We start from the raw sequence: 20,635 nt of genomic DNA on the forward strand, positions 1-20,635 counted from the left end.
TGACGGAGGTAACCCGGTGCGGCCCGCGCGAACTACATCTCTTCGCCGTTGCTGTGGATCGCGCGTTTCAGCCATGCATAGCTTTTCTTCGGCACGCGGTTAAGGTCTTTCAGATCGTGGTTTTCACGGTTGACGTACACCACCCCGTAGCGTTTACGCATATCGCCCTGCGAGCTGAGAATGTCGATAAGCCCCCAGCCGAGATAGCCGATCACCTCCGCGCCGTCCTCAAAAATCGCCTCTTTCATGGCGTTGATATGGTCGCGGTGATAGGCGATACGATAGTCGTCGGCAATCATGTTTTCGCCATCCCAGGACTCAATCACCCCAATACCGTTTTCAATCGGGAATACCGGCAGGCGCCAGTCGTTGTAGTAGCGGGTGATGATGGTACGAAAGCCGAGCGGATCGATTTGCCAGTTCCATTCCGTAGACTTCAGGTACGGGTTGTCCTTATCGCCAAACTGCATGTAGTAGTTCACCTCGGTGCCTTCCGGGATCGGATCGCTGCTCAGCGTGCGGCTGGCATAGTAGCTAAAGGCCATGTAGTCATTTTTATTCTGCGCAATCAGGGCTAAATCCTCTGCGCGGTAGATATCCTCGAAGCCTTCGCGGGCGACCACGGCCATGACCTCGGGGCTGTAGCCCTGGCCGGCATAGACGCGCAGCAGGTTCTGGTTGAGAAACTCATCATGCTGCTGAGCGCAGAAAATATCGCGCGGCCGGCAGGTCGCCGGGTAGATAAGCTGATGCGCCAGCATCCCCCCCATCAGCCTGCCGGGCTGGGTTTCATGCAGGTAAGCGGTCAGATGGACGTGCGCCATCATGGTGTAATGCTGGATCTCGTACAGCTCACGGAGCGTTTCGTCGCCATGCATATAGCCCGCAATACGGAACGCAATCGGCATGTGGAAAATATTCTGCTCATTGAAGGTCAGCCAGTACTTCACCTTGTCGCCGTAGCAGTCGATCATTTTCTTGCCGTAGCGCACAAACGCCTCCATCACGCGGCGATCGATAAAGCCGTTGTACTCATTCGCCAGCGCCAGCGGCATGTCAAAATGGTACAGGCAAATCATCGGTTCAATGCCGCGGGCAATCAGAGCGTCGATAAAGCGGTGGTAGAAGGCGATACCTTCTTCGTTGAACTCGCCATCGCCGGTCGGGCAAATGCGGCTCCACGAAATCTGGAAGCGGTAGCAGTTCATCCCTAGATCCTGCATTAAATCAAAGTCTTCCTCATAGCGATGGTAGGAGTCGGTCGCCACCTTCCAGTCAGAGGCAAACTCTGAGGGCTCGCGAATGTCGTATACCGACATCCCCTTTCCGCCTTCATTCCACGCCCCTTCCGTCTGCATGCTGGAAACCGAGTTGCCCCATAAAAAATCCTTTGCCAGTGTCTTCATCGTTCGCTCCGTTACTATGACTAGTCATTAAAAATTCATGACTAGTCATATAGAATGAAATGATAAATCACGCAAAGGAGTTGTGTCGTTTTTGTGAGCGATTTCGAAAAGAGAGGATAGAAAGCGGCGGGACAGCGCCCGCCGTTGAGGAAAGGACAGGATTAATCGTTAAGCTGATTGCGGCGATATTCGCCCTGACGCTCGAGCATCCAGCCGGGATATTCGCGCGGCAGCGCGCTCACCGCATCCAGCCGCCTGAGATCCTCTTCGCCGAGCTGGATGTGAGTGGCGGCAATATTATCCGCCAGCTGATCCGCGCGTTTGGCGCCGATAATCACGCTGGTCACCGCCTGCTGATGGAGCAGCCACGCGAGCGCGACCTGCGCGACCGTCGCGCCTTTGGCGTCCGCCACCTCGCGCATCGCGTCCACGCAATCAAAGGCGCGATCCTTATTCACCGGCGGGAAATCAAATTCCAGCCGGCGGCCGCCCGCTTCCCCCTGGCCGTCGCGGGTGTATTTGCCGCTCAGCAATCCGCCCGCCAGCGGGCTCCAGACCATCAGCCCCAGCCCTTCGCTCTGCATCATCGGCACCAGCTCACGCTCCAGGTCGCGCCCGGCGATGGTGTAGTAAGCCTGTAGGGAGGCAAAGCGGGCCAGCCCAAGGCGTTCGGCGATCCCCAGCGCCTTGACGATTTGCCAGGCCGCCCAGTTCGAAATGCCGATATAGCGGACGTGCCCCTGGCGAACCAGGGTATCCAGGGCGTAGAGGGTCTCTTCGACGGGCGTCGCCGGATCGAAGCCGTGCAGCTGGTAGAGATCGATATGATCGAGCTGCAGGCGCCGCAGGCTCTCTTTGACGCTGCTGAGAATGTGGTAGCGGGAGCTACCGCGGGAGTTAACGCCGGCGGTGCCGGTTTCACCGAACACCTTGGTGGCGACCACCACGTTTTCGCGCGGGATCTTGAGATTTTTTAGCGCCTGGCCGGTTATCTCTTCCGAACGCCCTTCCGAATAGACGTTTGCGGTGTCGATAAAGTTAATGCCGGCATCCAGGGCGCTGCCCACCAGCTGCTCGGCTTCCGCCTGGCGCAGCTGGCCAATTTTGCCCCACATCCCCTCTTCACCGCCAAAGGTCATGGTGCCAAGGCACAGTTCAGAGACAAACAGACCGGTATTTCCGAGTTTTTTATAACGCATCGGACTCTCCTCATCAGGATAATTAACGTCAGCGCTATAGTTATACTCCCGCCTGCACGAGCGCGAATGGGGAGATCCTGTCCGTTTCTTGCCCAATCCTCCGAATATCAGAACCCGAAGTGCAGGATGGCGTAGCCCACCAGCGCCGCCCACAGCAGCATCGGCAGTGAGTAAAGATGAAAGCGCCACCAGATGCGCCGGTCCGCCGCCATGCGCAGGGCAATCAGGTTGGCCAGCGAGCCGGGCAGCAGGCCAAAGCCGCCGACGTTCACCGCCCAGGCCAGCAGCGTTGACGGCGGAACATAGTTGAGCAGCAGAATGGTTGCCGGGACGTTGCTGATGAACTGCGACAGGCCGATCGCCGTCAGCCACAGGCCGCCGGGGGAGAGCTGGCCGACGCTGCTCAGCAGCTGATGCAGCGCCGGCAGCTGGATCAGCAGGTGAACGTCAATAAACATCACCATAAAGACCAGCAGCAGGGACCAGTCAACGTTGATAATCACCGCCCGCGCCAGCAGCAAAAAGCCGATGACGATCAGCGCGAGGCCCCAAAGACCCTGCTTCATCTCTAACGCCGTGAGGAAAACCAGATACAGCGCCAGGCAGCCCCAGACCAGCTTTGGCTGCCAGGAGGGCACCCGCTCGCCGCTATGATAAGTGAGGCGTACGGCGGAAAAACAGCACCAGCACAGCGCCAGCAGCGTTACCATCATCGCCATCGCCAGCGGCAGCATCTGCCCGATAAATGCCGGGAAGCTGAGGCCGGAGCGTCCCCACAGCAGAATGTTTTGCGGATTGCCGATCGGCGTCAGCAGCGAGCCGGCGTTCACCGCCAGCGCCTCGAAAATAATCAGCCGGTTAACCGGAATGGCGCACCATTTTTTTAACGTCAGAGTGAGCGGAACGACGATAAAAAGCGCCACATCGTTGGTTAAGAAGGTGGAAAGCAGCGCCGCCGCCAGCACCATAAAGATGGCCAGCTGCCGTTCGGTCACAAACCGCCGCGCCATTTTGCGGCCCAGCACGTCAAAATAGCCGCTCAGCTCGACCCCTTTGGTCAGCAGCATCAGCCCGCTGAGGGTAATAATCGTCTGCCAGTCGATAGCCTGAGGCCAGCTGGCAGGGGCAAAGGGGACAAAAATGCTTAATACGCCGGCAATTATCAGCAGTAAATGGAGGAAGCGGTCACCCGCCAGCGCCTGAATAAAGGGCAGGTTCATTCTCCGTGCTGCCCGTACTTGAGCGTGAACTGGCTAAAAGCCTCCAGCGTCTCCTGACTCACGTGATGCTCCATCCCTTCGGCATCGCGACGGGCAATCTCCGGGCTGACGCCAATCACCAGCAGGAAGTTTTCCACAATCTGATGACGTTCGCGGCTTTCGTGCGCCAGCTTCTCGCCTTCCGGAGTTAAAAAGACGCCGCGCCACGGGATCTGCTCGATCAATCCTACGCTGGCCAGGCGCTTGAGCATTTTCGCGACCGTCGGCTGCGAAACGCCCAGACGCGCGGCCATATCGACCTGACGCGCTTCGCCCACCTCGCGGATCAGATCGGAAATCAGCTCAACGTAGTCGTCAATCAGCTCGCGACGATGCGCCTCGCGCACCTGACGAAACCCCTCAACGTGCTCTTCAACATTCACTAGCTGCGTCACTTTTTTTGTTATTTGTTTGCCTGCGCGACGGTTCATTGTGCTTCCTCAAATACGTGTGACGCAGCAAGCGTCATCTCAAAGAGGGCCATTGTAAATGATTGGGCCCGTAGCACAAAAAATTAACTTTTTAGCCATAGCTATAAAATATAGCCTGTGCTATATCTGTATGTAATGCAGACATCCTTCACCGAGCGAAGGACGAAAGCGCAGGAGGTTACGATGAACGAACTCAAGAGGTGCTTACAGGTGTTTACCCACTCTCCATTTAAAGTACGCTTAATGCTAATCGGCATGCTGTGCGATCTGCTCAACGGCAAAAAAGAGCAGGACAAACCGGGCAACTAACGCGGCGTCGCGGTACGCCGCTTCATTTTTTCGTCATAATTCCTCGTCATACTGGCCCGTTTGCCCTCCTTTCCCGGACTTTTTTCAAGTTTTGTAAGCTTTCTCCCAAAACAATCCGTTATGGCTAGTTGACCTTAGCATTTGCAAGCCCTATCTTTTGTCAGCCCTGCCACTACTGCGGCTCGCAGAGACCCTCTTCCGGCACTGTCCAGCAGGTTTTACCCCTTGATGCCAGGGGATGCACATGGCGTCTTTTTGATTGTTAACTATGAACCTCACCCTGAAAGAAACGCTGGTCGCTCGTGGGCTGGTCCTGAACCCGTGGACCGGATTCTACTTTTTACAGTCCCTGCTGATTAACCTGGCCCTTGGCTACGATTTTAGCCTGCTCTACGCCGTTGCCTTTACATGCGTGCTACATCTGCTGTGGCGCAGCTTCCCGCGCGCGCAGAAGGTGGTGGTCGGCGGCTACTCGCTGCTTGCCGCGCTCTATTATCCGTTTGGCCAGGCCTACGGCGCGCCCAATTTCAATACGCTGCTGGCGCTGCACGCCACCAACGTCGAAGAATCCACCGAAATTTTGACCATCTTCCCGTGGTACAGCTATCTGCTGGCGGTGTTTATTTTTGCGCTGGGCGTCATTGCCGTGCGTCGCAAGCCGGACGAACGCAAGCGCTGGAGCAAAATGGACAGCCTGGGCCTGCTGTTCAGCGTCGGCATCTTCTTCCTGCAGCCGGTGCAGAATCTGGCGTGGGGCGGCGTCTTCAAGGTGATTGATACCGGCTACCCGGCGCTGCGCTTCGTCAAAGACGTGGTGGTCAACAACAACGAGGTTCTGGATGAGCAGGCGCGCATGGCGCAGCTGGCGAATATGAAAGATAGCTGGCACGTCGTGGCGGTGAAGCCCAAATATCACCTGTACGTGGTGGTGATTGGCGAAAGCGCGCGCCGCGACGCGCTCGGCGCCTTCGGCGGCCACTGGGACAACACCCCTTTCGCCAGCTCGGTGAACGGCTATCTGTTCAACGACTACATTGCGGCGAGCGGTTCAACGCAAAAGTCGCTGGGCCTGACGCTTAACCGCGTCGTTGACGGCAAGCCGCAGTATCAGGATAACTTCGTCACGCTGGCCAACCGCGCGGGCTTCCAGACCTGGTGGTTCTCGAATCAGGGGCAAATCGGCGAGTACGACACGGCAATTGCCAGTATTGCCAAGCGCGCCGACGAGGTGCAGTTCCTCAAAAACGGTGATTTTGAGGCCAATAAAAACACCCAGGATGAGCAGCTGTTGAAGCTAACCGAGCAGGTGCTCTCCACCCAGCGGACTCAGCCGCAGCTGATCGTCCTGCACCTGATGGGCTCGCACCCGCAGGCCTGCGACCGCACCAGGGGAAAATATACGGTATTCGTGCAGTCGAAGGAGACCTCGTGCTACCTATACAGCATGACGCAAACCGACGCCCTGCTGGGCAAACTCTATAGCCAGCTGCAGAACTCCGGCGACAGCTTCTCAATGACCTATTTCTCCGATCACGGCCTGGCCTTCAAGGAGCGCGGGAAAGAGGTGCAGTATCTGGCGCACGACGATAAGTTCCAGCAGAACTTCCAGGTGCCGTTCATGGTGCTGTCCAGCGATGATAAAGCGCACAAGGTTATCAAAGCCCGCCGCTCGGCCAACGATTTCCTCGGCTTCTTCTCGCAGTGGACCGGGATCAGCGCCGAGGAAATAAAGCCGCGCTATCGCTTTATCTCTGAGCAAAAGGCCGGACCGGTTTTCATCACCAACTTCCAGCTGCAGAAAGTGGACTATACCCATCTGGGCAGCGACCTGTTCACCACCCAGTAGGCCACCTCATTCGCCATCGGGATGCTGATGGCGACGGGTTTGTCGAGTGACAGGCAAAAAAAATCCGCCCCTGTGAGGCGGATTTTTTATATCACCGAAGTGATTAGAAGCGGTAACCAACGCCCGCGATCCAGGTACCAACGTCAACGTTACGAATGCGAGACTGCTCGTAAGAGAAGTCCAGAGCAACGTTTTCGATCGGGTTGAACTGCAGACCAGCGCCGTAGGAGAAACCGTAGTCGCTCATGTCAGCTTTGTTCGGGTAGCTGTTGTCCTGGAATTTACCGTAACCAACACCCACTACGCCGTAGATGCTTGCCCAGTCGTTGATGCGGTAAGCCGGACCAGCGGTGATGCCGTAGTACTGGCCTTTTTCGTATACGCCAGATTCGGTGCGATCTTTTTCAGTGTAGGTGAAGGAACCGATAACACCCAGCGGGCTATTGTCTTGCTCGTAACGGTACTTCAGGTTGAAACCGCCTGCTTTATTCGCTTCGCCCTGCATGTCGCTCTGAGCATAACCACCGGTAACGGTAGAAGTTGCAGCGAACGCGGTACCTACGGATGCAGCCAGTACAACAGCCAGTGCTGAAAAACGTGCAATTTTATTCATAACCACCTCAAATGTGTTTCTAATAAGTCCTAAGTCTTAAATATATCAAAAACTTTCAGGAAACTCTTTCCGCTTTACACTGTCTAACATACTTTTTCATGTAACCAAAAGTTTCCACAAAACTATAACAAACTGGAAAACAACCGTTTTTAGCGGATACAATCATATTTATGCGCGTAGCTTGCCGGAGATGCATCCAGATTATTCCTAATCACCAGACGAGTGTTTCAGCGGCGCGCTTCCGATTGTACTCCCCTCGCCGAGGATTTTTTCAACATTAGCTCAACTGCGGTTGGGTAATTCATTTACACTGGAACCTTTACCGGTTTTGACAAATTTTGACAGGAGAAAGGATGCCCGGCTCGTCCCGAAAGGTCCCGGCGTGGTTGCCGACGGCAGTTATTTTAATCGCCATGATCTCTATTCAGAGCGGCGCGTCGCTGGCGAAATCGCTCTTTCCGCTGGTTGGCGCGCCCGGCGTGACGGCCCTGCGCCTGGCGCTAGGCACCCTGATTCTGGTGGTCATTTTCAAGCCCTGGAGGCTGCGCTTCGCCCGCGAACAGCGCCTGCCGCTGCTCTTTTACGGCCTCGCGCTGGGGGCGATGAACTATCTGTTCTATCTCTCAATTCAGCGCATACCGCTGGGCATTGCGGTGGCCCTCGAGTTTACCGGCCCGCTGGCGGTGGCCCTCTTTGGCTCGCGGCGTCCGCTCGACTTCGTATGGGTGGTTCTGGCGGTTCTGGGGCTATGGTATCTCCTGCCGCTGGGGCAGGACGTGGCGCAGGTCGATCTCACCGGCGCGCTGCTGGCGCTGGGCGCCGGGGCCTGCTGGGCGGTCTATATTCTTACCGGCCAGCGCGCGGGCGAAGAGCACGGCCCGGCAACGGTGGCGATGGGCTCGCTCATTGCCGCGGTGATTTTTGTGCCGCTGGGTATGCTGCAGGCAACCGATACGCTATTCCAGTGGTCGCTGCTGCCGCTGGGCCTGGCGATCGCCGTGCTCTCTACCGCGCTCCCCTACTCGCTGGAAATGATCGCCCTCACCCGCATGCCGACCAAAACATTCGGCACGCTGATGAGCATGGAGCCCGCCCTTGCCGCGCTGTCGGGAATGGTGTTCCTTGGCGAGACGCTGACCTTCACGCAGACCCTGGCGCTGGGGGCGATTATCCTTGCCTCGATGGGTTCGACGCTGACGATGCGACGGGAAACGAAGCTGAAAAAAGTCGATATCGGCTAAATTGTCAGACGGTTCTGTACGGCCAACGCGCCGTACAGCGCTCACGCACAAATGAGCTCAACCCATTGAATTAAATGCCTTTTCAAATTATCAACAAGCCTGCGCTATCAAACCGATAGAGACTACCGACACCGCCTTCTGCGTATCCGTTGCTATACTTGTTCCCATGAGTTACCGGGGACAAGCGCTCCATATAATTCGATTTGAAGTATGACGAGTATAAATATCAAGAGGATATGAAACTATGAGTACCGCAAAACTGGTTAAAACTAAAGCATCTAACCTGCTCTATACCCGCAACGATGTGACCGACAGCGAAAAGAAAGCCACCGTTGAGCTGCTCAATCGTCAGGTTATCCAGTTCATCGACCTGTCGCTGATCACCAAACAGGCTCACTGGAATATGCGCGGTGCCAACTTTATTGCCGTTCATGAAATGCTGGACGGCTTCCGCACGGCGCTGACCGAGCACCTCGATACGATGGCCGAACGCGCCGTCCAGCTCGGCGGCGTTGCGCTGGGCACCACTCAGGTTATCAACAGCAAAACTCCGCTGAAAAGCTACCCGCTGGACATTCACACCGTCCAGGACCACCTGAAAGAGCTGGCCGACCGCTACGCGATCGTGGCGAACGACGTGCGCAAAGCGATTAGCGAGGCAAAAGACGAAGATACGGCCGACATCTTCACCGCCGCTTCTCGCGATCTGGATAAATTCCTGTGGTTTATCGAATCTAATATCGAATAATCGCCACGCCGACTGCCGTCAGCCCCGCTGGCGGCATTTCCCTCCCTCCTCGCCTCACGTTTCCCGCTTTTTTTATCACCGCGCGCCATCGCACTCTTTTAGTGCATCACAATGGTCAAAATGCGTACTAAAGTAAATCAAATGTAATAATCACCTCACACAATCGTTACAGCAAGATTGTTTTCCCATCGGTGTTTGCGTTAAAAATGCTCTTGTTATTCGGCATATTTATGACGCACCAAAACAACGCCCCGTTATGGTGCAGATTCCGTTTGCCAGACCCGAAAGCGTGCAACAGGAACCACCCTGGTTGTTATAAAACAACAAGTTGTAAAACTGGCACGATTTTTTCATAGGGTTACTCGTTCTCGCAGGGGATCGTCCCGTGGATATAAAAGGAAATGCTATGAAGTCTGTATTAAAAGTTTCACTGGCTGCACTGACCCTGGCTTTTGCGGTTTCTTCCCAGGCCGCTGAAAAACAACTGATTGTTGCGACCGATACGGCGTTTGTTCCGTTTGAATTTAAGCAAGGCGATAAGTACGTTGGCTTCGATGTCGACCTGTGGGCCGCCATCGCTAAAGAGCTGAAACTGGACTATACCCTGAAGCCAATGGATTTCAGCGGCATCATCCCGGCGCTGCAAACGAAAAACATCGACCTCGCGCTGGCGGGGATTACCATTACCGAAGAGCGTAAAAAAGCGATCGACTTCTCCGATGGCTACTATAAAAGCGGCCTGCTGGTGATGGTGAAAGCGAACAACAACGACATCAAAGACGTGAAGGATCTGAACGGCAAAGTGGTCGCGGTTAAAGGCGGCACCGGCTCCGTTGACTACGCTAAGGCCAACATCAAAACCAAAGACCTGCGCCAGTTCCCGAACATCGATAACGCCTACATGGAGCTGGGTACCGGCCGCGCCGATGCCGTGCTGCACGATACGCCAAACATCCTCTACTTCATCAAAACCGCCGGCCACGGCCAGTTCAAAGCGGTAGGCGACTCGCTGGAAGCGCAGAGCTACGGCATCGCGTTCCCGAAAGGCAGCGACGATCTGCGTGAAAAAGTGAACGGCGCGCTGAAAACCCTGCGCGAAAACGGCACCTACAACGAAATTTATAAAAAATGGTTCGGTACTGAGCCAAAATAATAATCAGACCGTATCCGCACGGATATATCTCTTACAGGCCTGCTGAGGTCTGGTAGCCCGGCACCGGCGCTTGCGCCCTCTGCCGGGGATCGCCTCGCAGCAGGCCTGAGTCATTTTTTCTCAGAGGGCTATCCTCTGCTTTCGACACGGTAACAGGAACGAATTATGCAGTTTGACTGGAGTGCCATCTGGCCCGCCATTCCAATTTTGCTGGAAGGCGCCAAAATGACGCTGTGGATCTCGGTCCTCGGCCTGGCTGGCGGTCTGATAATCGGCCTCGTCGCCGGTTTCGCCCGCTGCTTTGGCGGCTGGATAGCGAACCACATCGCGCTGGTCTTTATTGAAATTATTCGCGGCACCCCGATCGTGGTGCAGGTCATGTTTATCTACTTCGCCCTGCCGATGGCGTTTAATGATTTACGCATCGATCCGTTCTCCGCCGCGGTGGTGACCATCATGATCAACTCCGGCGCCTACATCGCGGAAATTACCCGCGGCGCGGTGCTCTCTATCCACAAGGGCTTCCGCGAAGCCGGCCTGGCGCTCGGACTGTCACGAAGCGAAACGATTCGCCACGTGATCCTGCCGCTGGCGCTGCGCCGCATGCTGCCGCCGCTGGGCAACCAGTGGATCATCAGCATCAAAGATACCTCGCTCTTTATCGTCATCGGCGTTGCCGAACTGACCCGCCAGGGACAGGAGATTATTGCCGGTAACTTCCGCGCGCTGGAGATCTGGAGCGCCGTTGCCGTTATCTATCTCATTATCACCCTGGTTCTGAGCTTTATTCTGCGCCGTCTTGAAAGAAGGATGAAAATCCTGTGATTGAATTTAAAAACGTTTCCAAGCACTTTGGCCCAACCAAGGTGCTGCACGATATCGATCTGAAGATTAACAAAGGTGAAGTCGTGGTGATTATCGGGCCTTCCGGCTCAGGTAAATCAACCCTGCTGCGCTGCATCAACAAGCTGGAAGAGATAACCAGCGGCGAGCTGATCGTCGACGGCCTGAAGGTCAACGATCCGAAGGTAGACGATCGCCTGATCCGCCAGGAAGCCGGCATGGTGTTCCAGCAGTTCTATCTCTTCCCGCACCTGACAGCGCTGGAGAACGTCATGTTCGGGCCGCTGCGCGTGCGCGGCGCGAAGAAAGAGGCGGCCGAGAAGCTGGCGAAAGATCTGCTGGAAAAAGTGGGGCTGGCGGAACGCGCGCACCACTATCCTTCAGAGCTCTCCGGCGGCCAGCAGCAGCGTGTAGCCATCGCCCGCGCGCTGGCGGTGAAGCCGAAAATGATGCTGTTCGATGAGCCCACCTCCGCGCTGGATCCGGAGCTGCGCCATGAAGTCCTGAAGGTAATGCAGGATCTGGCAGAGGAAGGGATGACGATGGTTATCGTGACCCACGAAATCGGCTTCGCCGAAAAAGTGGCCTCGCGCCTGATCTTCATCGACAAAGGGCGTATCGCGGAGGATGGCGATCCGCAGGTTCTGGTCAAGAACCCGCCCAGCCCGCGCCTGCGCGAATTCCTGCAGCACGTTGCCTGATAGCCAACGGCTCCCCCGTCGCGGGGAGCCGCTTTCCAGATTCATCCCACCCCCGTCCTCCCGACATCGTCTTCTATACTTACTGGTTTGAGACGCAATGGAGGTGCTCGTGCCGTGGATCCTGTTACTGCTTGCCGCTCTATTTACCGCCCCGCTTTCGGCCGCAGCCCTGCCCGGCGTCCCGACCGCCGCCCCGCAGCAGTCCGCCAGCAACGAACCCGACCTTGAGAAGAAAAAGGCCGCCTACGCGGCGCTGGCCGACGTGCTGGATAACGACGCCGCTCGCCAGGAGCTCATCGACCAGCTGCGCACCGCCGCCGCCACGCCGCCGCCGGCCAGCGCGCCCACGCTGACGCCGCCGAAAGAGGAAGAGCAGCCAACGGTGCTGGAAAACGTCACCCACATCAGCCGCGAATACGGCGAGCGCTTCTCGTCGCGTTTCTCGCAGCTGTGGCGCAATATTACCGGCGCGCCGCATAAGCCTTTCCATGCCGATACCTTCCGCCACGCTGCGAGCACCTTCCTGATGCTGGCGGCGCTGGTCTTTGCCTTCTGGTGGTTGGTGCGGCTGGCCGCGCTGCCGCTGTATCGCAAAATGGGCCAGTGGGGGCGGCATAAAAACCACGATCGCAGCAACTGGCTGCAGCTGCCGGCCACGATTGCCGGGGCCTTTATCTTCGACCTGATCCTGCTGGCGCTCACGCTGTTCGTTGGCCAGCTGCTCAGCGACAGGCTCAACGGCGGCAACCGCACCATCGCCTTCCAGCAAAGCCTGTTCCTGAACGCCTTCGCGCTGATCGAGTTCTTCAAAGCTATTCTGCGGCTGATTTTCTGCCCACGGGTGGCGGAGCTGCGGCCGTTTAACCTCAGCGACGACGGTGCGAAATACTGGAACCTGCGCCTGAGCGCGCTCAGCAGCCTGATTGGCTACGGCCTGATAGTCGCCGTACCGATTATCTCTAACCAGGTCAACGTCCAGGTCGGCGCGCTGGCCAACGTGGCCATTATGCTGTGCATCACCCTGTGGGCGCTGTACCTGATTTTTCATAACAAACACGTGATTACCGAAGGGCTGATTCATCTGGCGGACCGCTCGCTGGCCTTCTTCAGCCTGTTTATCCGCGCCTTCGCGCTGGTCTGGCACTGGCTGGCCTGCGCCTATTTCATCGTGCTGTTTTTCTTCTCGCTTTTCGACCCGGGCAACAGCCTGAAGTTTATGATGGGCGCCACGGTGCGCAGCCTGGCGATCGTCGGCGCCGCGGCGCTGATCTCCGGCATTTTGTCGCGCTGGATAGCCAAAACCATCACCCTGTCGCCGCAAACCCAGCGCAGCTATCCTGAGCTGCAGAAGAGGCTCAACGGCTGGATCTCCGTGGCGCTGAAGGTGGCGCGCATTTTGGTGGTCGCCGTCGCCATTATGCTGCTGCTCAGCGCCTGGGGGCTGTTCGATTTCTGGAACTGGATACATAACGGCGCCGGGCAGAAGGCGGTGGATGTGATTATCCGCATCGCGCTGATCCTGTTCTTCTCCGCTATCGGCTGGACGCTGCTCGCCAGCCTGATAGAGAACCGCCTCGCCTCGGATATTCACGGCCGTCCGCTGCCCGGCGCCCGGGCGAGAACGCTGCTGACGCTGTTTCGCAACGCGCTGGCGGTGATCATCAGCACCATCACCGTGATGATCCTGCTCTCGGAAGTGGGGGTCAATATCGCTCCGCTGCTGGCGGGCGCGGGGGCGCTGGGGCTGGCAATCTCCTTCGGCGCGCAAACGCTGGTAAAAGATATTATCACCGGCATTTTTATTCAGTTTGAAAACGGGATGAACACCGGCGATCTGGTGACGATCGGGCCGTTAACCGGCACGGTGGAGCGGATGTCGATTCGCTCGGTCGGGGTGCGCCAGGATACCGGCGCCTACCATATTATTCCGTGGTCTTCGATCACCACCTTCGCCAACTTCGTGCGCGGGATCGGCTCGGTGGTGGCTAACTACGACGTCGACCGCCATGGGGATCTGGATAAGGCCAATCAGGCGCTGAAGGATGCGGTGGCGGACGTGATGGCCCAGGAGGAGGTGCGCGGGCTGGTGATTGGCGAGCCGTCGTTCGCCGGGCTTGTCGGCCTGAGCAATACCGCCTTTACCCTGCGGGTGACCTTTACCACGCTGCCGCTGAAGCAGTGGACGGTGCGTTTTGCGCTGGATACGCAGGTCAAAAGGCATTTCGACCTTGCCGGCGTGCGCGCCCCGGTGCAAACCTACCAGGTGCTGCCGATGACGCCCGCCGCCGTTGACGGGCCGCCGGCCCCGGCGGAGCCAACCCTATAGCGCCCCGGCTGCAAGGAGCAGACCGGGGCGCCAGCAACGCTAAGCGGAGGTGCGGCCGCCGAACGGCTTAAAACGCGCGTCGGCGCTTTGCCTCATCCATAAAGGTCCAGGCGATAAAGCGGCTCTGCTTCTGCCCCTGCGCCATCTCTTTTTTCACCACCTTCACCGCGCCGACTTCTGTCAGGGCGCGATACAGCGGCGGCAGGTTGTCGCCGCGGGAGACCAGCGACGTAAACCATTTCACCTGGCGCCCAAACTGCTGGCTCTCCTCAATCATTCGGGTGATGAAGGCCACTTCGCCGCCTTCACACCACAGCTCCTGCTGCTGGCCGCCAAAGTTCATCACGCTATCGGCGCCCAGGCCCAGGTTACGGCGTTTGCGCTCGCCGCCCGCCTGCGCGCTGGCGGCAGAGTCGTGGAACGGCGGGTTGCACAGCGTCGCGTCAAAGCATTCATTTTTATGGATCACGCCGGTAAAGATCGCCGTGGCGTCTTTTTGACGACGCAGGCGAATCTGGCGGCTCATTCCCGGGTTGCCGGCGATAATGGCCTGAGCGCTGGAGATCGCTTCCTGGCTGATTTCGCTGCCGGTAAAGCGCCAGCCGTATTCATGTGCGCCGATCAGCGGGTAGATACAGTTTGCGCCGGTGCCGACATCGAGAATGCTCGCGTTCTCAGGAATAGTGCCGGTATCCAGCGCCAGCAGGTCAGCGAGATGGTGGATATAATCCGCCCTTCCCGGCACCGGCGGACACAGGAAGCCATCCGGAATATCCCAGTGTTTCACCGCGTAAAAGTGCGCCAGCAGCGCCTTATTCAGCGCCTTCACCGCGAGTGGGTTGGCAAAGTCAACGGTCTGCTCGCCCGCCGGATTCAGGGTGATAAAACCCTCGAGCTCGGGATGAGCCAGGCAGAGCTCGGGCAAATCATAACGTTGATGGTGACGGTTACGCGGGTGTAACCCCGGTTTCTGGGCTTTCATGGCAATCTCCTTTGAACAGCCGCGTAAGATACCCGTTGACGGCGGCGCGGTAAATAAGGGAGTCTGGATATCTCCTCTTCGGTTACGGGTATTCTATGTATTTCTATCAACCTTCGCAGGGACACGGTCTGCCACACGACCCGCTCAACGCCATTATCGGGCCGCGCCCTATCGGCTGGATCGCCTCGCTGGATGCGGCAGGACAGCGTAATCTCGCGCCCTACAGTTTCTTTAACTGCTTCAACTATCGGCCACCAATTATCGGCTTTGCCAGCAGCGGTTGGAAGGATAGCGTACAGAATATTGTCGAAACGAAAGAATTTGTCTGGAACCTGGCGACCCGCCCGCTGGCCGAAGCCATGAACGAGACCTCTGCCAGCCTCCCGCGCCACGAAGATGAATTCACTCGCGCCGGGCTGACCGCCGCCGCCAGCCGGATCGTCGCCGCTCCGCGGGTTGCACAAAGCCCGGTGAACTTTGAGTGTCGCCTCTCGCAGTGCATCCGCCTGACCGCCGCCGACGGCACCCCCGTCGACAGCTGGCTGGTACTTGGCGAGGTTGTCGCGGTTCATATCGACGAGTCGCTGCTGGAAGAGGGCATCTATCAGACCGCCAAAGCCCAGCCGATCCTGCGCGCCGGTGGCCCAAGCGCCTACTACGGTATTGATGAAAGCCAGCGTTTTGACCTGATCCGCCCCGACGCCCGCTAGCGCCATCCCGGCGTCGACTCGCCGTCCGTCCGCCACGACGTTATTCGCGCGGGCGAGCGGCGTTTGCGCAAAAAAAATCGTTGTTTAGCCTCAATTTTTTATCCTGCTTATCCTCCGGCAAAGGCCTAAACTTAGAGTATGTCCCATGCCGTTAATGAGGATATGCTCATGAGAAAATCTCTGCTACTACTCGCGACTGTCGCCCTTGCCGCCGCCTCCTTTACTGCCCAGCCCGCAGCCCCCCTCTCCGCTCCCGCCGATGCCGGCCCGCTGCGGCCTTCAGGCACCGTCTCCGCCTCCGGCGCCAGCAATCTCGACGATCTGCAGGCCCAGCTGGCGCAAAAAGCGCATCAGCAGGGGGCGATAGCCTGGCGAATCAACTCTGCCGGCGGCACAAACAGGATGGCAGGCACCGCCATCATCTATAAATAACGTCCCGACGGCCCGGGCAGGGAGCGGACTTCCCACCGCCCTGGCCCACGTTCGCCCTGTTCTCTGCTGACAAAATCGGTTTATGTAGAAAAAATGCAGCGAATGTAAATAAATGTATTTATTTTTTTATAAATGAGTGATAGAAAATCTGCCGTTGTTTGATAATGCTTATCACAATCATTATCAAAAGCATTGTTGTTGTAACAAACACCTGCAGTGGTCGGGGGCACGGCATCGCTTTGCCTGCGGTCTTAATGGCTCAAATTAAAACTATAAGTTGCTCATTGAAATGGATAAAAAACACAATTTACCGTTCAGCAGTTTTGGCTCGCTGACGATCTTTACCGGCCTGTGTCTGAGCCTGTCGCCGACAGGCCAGGTGCTGGCAGCCGATAGCACTGAAAAAAGCGGCGGTGAAACGCTGGTGGTAGAGGCGCAGGCGCCCTCGCTGTATGCCCCAACCCAATCCGCTGACCCCAAGTTTTCCCGCCCGCTGGCAGATACCACGCGGACGATAACGGTGGTTTCCGATCAGGTGATGAAAGATCAGGGCGTCACCAACCTCACCGATGCGTTGAAAAACGTCCCGGGCGTGGGGGCCTTTTATGCCGGTGAAAACGGCAGCTCATCAACCGGCGACTCCGTTTATATGCGCGGTGTCGATACGTCAAACAGCATCTACGTTGATGGCGTTCGCGATATCGGCAGCGTGACCCGCGATACCTTTAACACCGAACAGGTCGAAGTCATCAAAGGCCCATCGGGTTCTGACTACGGCCGCAGCGCGCCAAGCGGCTCGATCAATATGATCAGCAAGCAGCCGCGCCTGGACTCCGGCATTGACGCCTCCGCCAGCGTCGGCAGCGCCTGGTTCCGCCGCGGCACGCTCGACATCAACCAGGCGGTCGGCGAAACCAGCGCGGTGCGTCTGAACCTGATGGGGGAGAAAACCCACGACGCCGGTCGCGATAACGTTAAAAATGAACGCTACGGGATTGCGCCGTCGGCCGCCTTCGGCCTCGGCACGGAGAACCGTCTCTATCTCAACTATCTGCACGTGACCCAGCACAACACGCCGGACGGCGGTATTCCGACCATCGGCCTGCCGGGATACTCCGCGCCGAGCGCGGGAACCGCGGCCCTGAACCACTCCGGTAAAGTCGCGACCAGCAACTTCTACGGCACCGATTCGGACTACGACGACTCCACCACCGATACGGTGACCATGCGCTTCGAGCACGACCTGAGCGATACCACAACCATCCGTAACACCACCCGCTGGTCGCGCGTGAAGCAGGATTATCTGCTCACCGCGGTGATGGGCGGCGCCACCAACATCACCCAGCCGGACCCGAACGACGTCGGCACCTGGACCTGGTCGCGCCTGGCTAACACCAAGGACGTCAGCAACAAAATCCTGACCAACCAGACCAACCTGACCACAAAGTTCTATACCGGATCGGTCGGTCATGACATCAGCACCGGTTTCGAGCTGACCCGCGAAACTCAAACTAACTACGGGGTTTATCCCATCACGCCGCCGGCGGTGAATATTTACCACCCGAACAGCGCGATCTCCATCGGCGGCCTGGATCGCAGCGGCGCCAACGCCAACGGCCAGACCGACACCTTCGGGGTATACGCCTTTGATACCCTGCAGATTACCCGTGATTTCGAGCTGAACGGCGGCATTCGTCTGGATAACTACCAGACCAAATACGACAGCGCCAGCCTGTGCGGCGGTACCGGACGCGGCGCCATTGCCTGCCCGGACGGCGTAGCCAAAAACAGCCCGGTGACCACCGTTGATACCTCAACCAGCGGCAACCTGGTTAACTGGAAAGCCGGCGCGCTGTATCACCTGACCGATAACGGTAACGTCTACGTCAACTACGCCATCTCTCAGCAGCCTCCGGGCGGCAACAACTTTGCGCTGGCGCAGAGCGGAACGGGAAATAGCGCTAACCGCACCGATTTCCAGCCGCAGAAAGCGAAAACCAGCGAAGTCGGCACCAAGTGGGAGCTGATGGACAAGCGCCTGCTGCTGACGGCGGCCCTGTTCCGTACCGATATTGAGAACGAAGTCGAGCAAAACGACGACGGCACCTATTCGCAGTATGGTAAGAAGCGCGTCGAAGGCTACGAGCTGTCGCTGGCCGGCAATATCACCCAGAACTGGCAGGTTATCGGCGGCTATACCCAGCAGCACGCCAGCGTTCGTGAGGGCAAAAACATCGCCCAGGACGGTACCAGCTCGCTGCCGTACACCCCTGAGCACGCCTTTACCGTCTGGAGCCAGTATCAGGCCACCGACGCCCTCGCCCTTGGCGCCGGCGCGCGCTATGTCGGCAGTATGCACCGCGGCAGCGACGGCGCCGTCGGCACGCCGTCCTACACCGAAGGCTACTGGGTGGCGGATGCGAAGGTCGGCTATCGCATTAACCGTAACCTCGATCTGCAGCTGAACGTCTATAACCTGTTTGATACCAACTATGTCGCCTCAATCAACAAGAGCGGCTATCGTTATCATCCGGGCGAACCGCGTACGTTCCTGCTGACCGCCAACGTGCACTTCTAATCCACACGCGGGGCGGCAACGCCCCGCTTGTTCAGGAGAAACAACCATGATGTACCATATCCCCGCCGTTCTCAGCCCGCAGGAAGTTGACGATTTTCGCGGGCAGCTGCAGCAGGCCGAGTGGGTTGACGGACGCGCAACCACCGGCGATCAGGGCGCCCAGGTAAAAAATAATCAGCAGGTCGACACCCGCAGCGCGCTGTACGACGAGCTGCAGGGTAAAGTGCTGGCGGCGCTCAACCGCAGCTCGCTGTTTTTCGCCGCCGCGCTGCCAAAAACCCTCTCCAGCCCGCTTTTCAACCGTTACCAGCAGAGCGAAACCTACGGTTTTCACGTTGACGGCGCGGTCCGCAGTCAGGCCCAGGGCGGCTGGATGCGCACCGACCTTTCCGCCACCCTGTTTCTGAGCGCCCCGGAGGAGTATATCGGCGGCGAGCTGGTCATCAACGATACCTACGGACAGCACGCGGTTAAGCTCCCGGCGGGCGATCTGGTGCTCTACCCTTCCAGCAGCCTGCACTGCGTGACCCCGGTAACCCAGGGCGCCCGCGTCGCCTCCTTCCTGTGGGTTCAGTCGATGATCCGCGATGATAAACGGCGCGCGATGCTGTTTGAGCTGGACGGCACTATCCAGGCGCTGAAGAGCCGCCACGGCGAGAGTGAAGAGGTCCTGTCACTGCTCAACCTGTACCATAACCTGCTGCGCGAATGGTCAGAGATCTAAGCCTTGTCTGACCCTTTTCTGCCCCCATCTTATCTATACTCTTCTTATTTCCGGCGGCCGTCGCGCGGATAAAGCGCGCTCACGCCGCGCCGTTTTCCACATACCGGGAAAGCGCGGACCCCGCCGCCGGGCGGCAGAGTGAACGACTTAGATTCTCTGTTAATTGATACAGCATCCGATGGGAGGTACATCATGGCATCAGGGTGGGCAAATGATGACGCGGTGCAGCAGCAGATCGACAGCACGATTGACGATGCGGTTGCGCGGGCGCGAAGAGAGCTGCCGGGCGGCGAGAGCCACAAATTTTGTGATGAATGCGGAGAGCCCATTCCTGAGGCCCGACGCAGGGCGATTGCCGGGGTCAGGTACTGCGTGAAATGCCAACAGGATAAAGACTTACATAACAATACATTTTCAGGATATAATCGTCGTGGCTCCAAGGATAGCCAGCTACGTTGACCTTCCTTTACCGTTCATTACCACAGATCGCATTATCTTTTCGCGCACGTTTTTTGGCGAATAAAGTAGCAAAATGTGCCCTAAAAGCCCGCAGCGCTTCTCTGCCGAAGCCGATGCTCCATTTCTGATAAATAATTTATTAATAATCAATAAATTAATAATCATTCAAAAAATTCGATGGAGACTGTTAATTTCCTTCGATTTTATATCTCGCAAAAAAACGTGATACTTATCACATCGACGGAACATCGTCACCCTAACAGAACAACCTGCGAGAGATTAACTATGAAAACCATCAAATATGCTGCCGCTGCTATCGCCCTGTCCGCTCTGTCCTTTGGTGCCTTCGCCGCTCAGTCGGTCACCCCGGCTCAGGCAGAAAGCATGAACAAAATCGGCGTCGTTTCTGCTGAAGGCGCAACGACTCTGGATGGCCTGGAGGCCAAACTGGCTGCTAAAGCGGATGCCGCTGGCGCGACCGGTTACAGCATCACCTCCGCTAACACCAACAACAAAGTTAGCGGTACCGCGGTTATCTATAAATAATCGCCGCCCGACCCTGTAGTGCCACTGTATTACCCCTGAAATACCCTTTAATACCCTTGTTTTGCCCGTCCGTGCCACCGGACGGGCTTTTTTTTTGGGGTTCTCGCAGGGCAGAGTGATGCCTTCAGG

Annotated in this window: 20 protein-coding genes; 14 read left to right on the plus strand and 6 right to left on the minus strand. The window is 57.5% G+C overall.

What is annotated here, in order from left to right:
• Window positions 1-32: 32 nt before the first annotated feature.
• From MMW58_RS20270 to mntR, 4 genes are all read right to left on the minus strand, one after another.
• Window positions 33-1,406 carry a glycoside hydrolase family 1 protein gene (locus tag MMW58_RS20270; RefSeq protein WP_159237230.1) on the minus strand — a complete coding sequence of 458 codons (1,374 nt, stop codon included), beginning with the start codon at window positions 1,404-1,406 and terminating at the stop codon, window positions 33-35.
• 161 nt (window positions 1,407-1,567) lie between these two features.
• Window positions 1,568-2,605, minus strand: coding sequence for an aldo/keto reductase (locus MMW58_RS20275; RefSeq protein ID WP_133596969.1), 1,038 nt, complete (start codon window positions 2,603-2,605; stop codon window positions 1,568-1,570).
• Window positions 2,606-2,712: 107 nt separating this feature from the next.
• Window positions 2,713-3,825 carry an anion transporter gene (locus MMW58_RS20280; RefSeq protein ID WP_133596967.1) on the minus strand — a complete coding sequence of 371 codons (1,113 nt, stop codon included), beginning with the start codon at window positions 3,823-3,825 and terminating at the stop codon, window positions 2,713-2,715.
• Entirely contained in the window at window positions 3,822-4,295 is a 474-nt protein-coding gene (mntR, locus tag MMW58_RS20285) for a manganese-binding transcriptional regulator MntR (RefSeq protein ID WP_133596965.1), read from the minus strand. Before mntR ends, MMW58_RS20280 begins: the two co-directional genes overlap by 4 nt.
• Before the next feature lie 183 nt (window positions 4,296-4,478).
• Here mntR and mntS point away from each other — a divergent pair, with 183 nt between their 5' ends.
• Window positions 4,479-4,604, plus strand: coding sequence for a manganase accumulation protein MntS (gene mntS, locus MMW58_RS20290; RefSeq protein ID WP_041144714.1), 126 nt, complete (start codon window positions 4,479-4,481; stop codon window positions 4,602-4,604).
• A gap of 268 nt (window positions 4,605-4,872) precedes the next feature.
• The gene (locus MMW58_RS20295; RefSeq protein WP_241723762.1) at window positions 4,873-6,450 is read left to right on the plus strand and encodes a phosphoethanolamine transferase; all 1,578 of its coding nucleotides are present in this window, start codon (window positions 4,873-4,875) and stop codon (window positions 6,448-6,450) included.
• A 103-nt stretch (window positions 6,451-6,553) separates the two neighbouring features.
• Here the strand turns inward: MMW58_RS20295 and ompX are convergent, their stop codons facing one another.
• Window positions 6,554-7,063, minus strand: a complete 510-nt coding sequence (gene ompX / locus MMW58_RS20300) for an outer membrane protein OmpX (protein ID WP_041144712.1) — start codon at window positions 7,061-7,063, stop codon at window positions 6,554-6,556.
• A 353-nt stretch (window positions 7,064-7,416) separates the two neighbouring features.
• Between ompX and rhtA the strand changes: the two genes are divergently transcribed.
• The 6 genes from rhtA (at window position 7,417) to ybiO (ending at window position 14,075) form a co-directional block, all read left to right on the plus strand.
• A complete protein-coding gene (gene rhtA, locus MMW58_RS20305; protein ID WP_076945007.1) occupies window positions 7,417-8,304 on the plus strand; it encodes a threonine/homoserine exporter RhtA in 888 nt (295 codons plus the stop codon).
• A gap of 244 nt (window positions 8,305-8,548) precedes the next feature.
• Window positions 8,549-9,052: a DNA starvation/stationary phase protection protein Dps gene (gene dps / locus MMW58_RS20310; RefSeq protein ID WP_045854568.1), complete on the plus strand. Its 504-nt coding sequence runs from the start codon at window positions 8,549-8,551 to the stop codon at window positions 9,050-9,052.
• Between the two features lie 406 nt (window positions 9,053-9,458).
• Window positions 9,459-10,205 carry a glutamine ABC transporter substrate-binding protein GlnH gene (gene glnH / locus MMW58_RS20315; RefSeq protein ID WP_133596963.1) on the plus strand — a complete coding sequence of 249 codons (747 nt, stop codon included), beginning with the start codon at window positions 9,459-9,461 and terminating at the stop codon, window positions 10,203-10,205.
• 165 nt (window positions 10,206-10,370) lie between these two features.
• Window positions 10,371-11,030, plus strand: a complete 660-nt coding sequence (gene glnP / locus MMW58_RS20320; protein ID WP_041144708.1) for a glutamine ABC transporter permease GlnP — start codon at window positions 10,371-10,373, stop codon at window positions 11,028-11,030.
• Complete coding sequence (gene glnQ / locus MMW58_RS20325) at window positions 11,027-11,749, plus strand: glutamine ABC transporter ATP-binding protein GlnQ (protein ID WP_045854565.1); 723 nt, start codon at window positions 11,027-11,029, stop codon at window positions 11,747-11,749. The genes glnP and glnQ overlap by 4 nt, the downstream gene beginning before the upstream one ends.
• Window positions 11,750-11,858: 109 nt before the next feature.
• Window positions 11,859-14,075, plus strand: coding sequence for a mechanosensitive channel protein (ybiO, locus tag MMW58_RS20330; RefSeq protein WP_241721983.1), 2,217 nt, complete (start codon window positions 11,859-11,861; stop codon window positions 14,073-14,075).
• 67 nt (window positions 14,076-14,142) lie between these two features.
• Here the strand turns inward: ybiO and rlmF are convergent, their stop codons facing one another.
• Window positions 14,143-15,057: a 23S rRNA (adenine(1618)-N(6))-methyltransferase RlmF gene (gene rlmF, locus MMW58_RS20335; RefSeq protein WP_045854563.1), complete on the minus strand. Its 915-nt coding sequence runs from the start codon at window positions 15,055-15,057 to the stop codon at window positions 14,143-14,145.
• 95 nt (window positions 15,058-15,152) lie between these two features.
• Between rlmF and MMW58_RS20340 the strand changes: the two genes are divergently transcribed.
• The 6 genes from MMW58_RS20340 to ybiJ all read left to right on the plus strand — a co-directional run bounded on the left by MMW58_RS20340 (window position 15,153) and on the right by ybiJ (window position 20,506).
• Window positions 15,153-15,767, plus strand: coding sequence for a flavin reductase family protein (locus MMW58_RS20340; protein WP_076945005.1), 615 nt, complete (start codon window positions 15,153-15,155; stop codon window positions 15,765-15,767).
• 168 nt (window positions 15,768-15,935) lie between these two features.
• Window positions 15,936-16,199 (plus strand): YdgH/BhsA/McbA family protein, encoded by a 264-nt coding sequence (locus MMW58_RS20345; protein WP_241721984.1) that lies wholly within the window; start codon window positions 15,936-15,938, stop codon window positions 16,197-16,199.
• Between the two features lie 289 nt (window positions 16,200-16,488).
• Window positions 16,489-18,777: a catecholate siderophore receptor Fiu gene (locus tag MMW58_RS20350; RefSeq protein ID WP_241721985.1), complete on the plus strand. Its 2,289-nt coding sequence runs from the start codon at window positions 16,489-16,491 to the stop codon at window positions 18,775-18,777.
• A gap of 46 nt (window positions 18,778-18,823) precedes the next feature.
• Complete coding sequence (gene ybiX / locus MMW58_RS20355; RefSeq protein ID WP_133596957.1) at window positions 18,824-19,501, plus strand: PKHD-type hydroxylase YbiX; 678 nt, start codon at window positions 18,824-18,826, stop codon at window positions 19,499-19,501.
• A 192-nt stretch (window positions 19,502-19,693) separates the two neighbouring features.
• Window positions 19,694-19,960, plus strand: a complete 267-nt coding sequence (locus tag MMW58_RS20360) for a DksA/TraR family C4-type zinc finger protein (protein ID WP_241723763.1) — start codon at window positions 19,694-19,696, stop codon at window positions 19,958-19,960.
• 285 nt (window positions 19,961-20,245) lie between these two features.
• Window positions 20,246-20,506 carry a DUF1471 family protein YbiJ gene (ybiJ, locus tag MMW58_RS20365; RefSeq protein ID WP_041144702.1) on the plus strand — a complete coding sequence of 87 codons (261 nt, stop codon included), beginning with the start codon at window positions 20,246-20,248 and terminating at the stop codon, window positions 20,504-20,506.
• Window positions 20,507-20,635 lie beyond the last annotated feature (129 nt).

This window comes from Klebsiella sp. HC6, assembly GCF_022605325.1.
Classification (GTDB): Bacteria; Pseudomonadota; Gammaproteobacteria; order Enterobacterales; family Enterobacteriaceae; genus Klebsiella; species Klebsiella terrigena.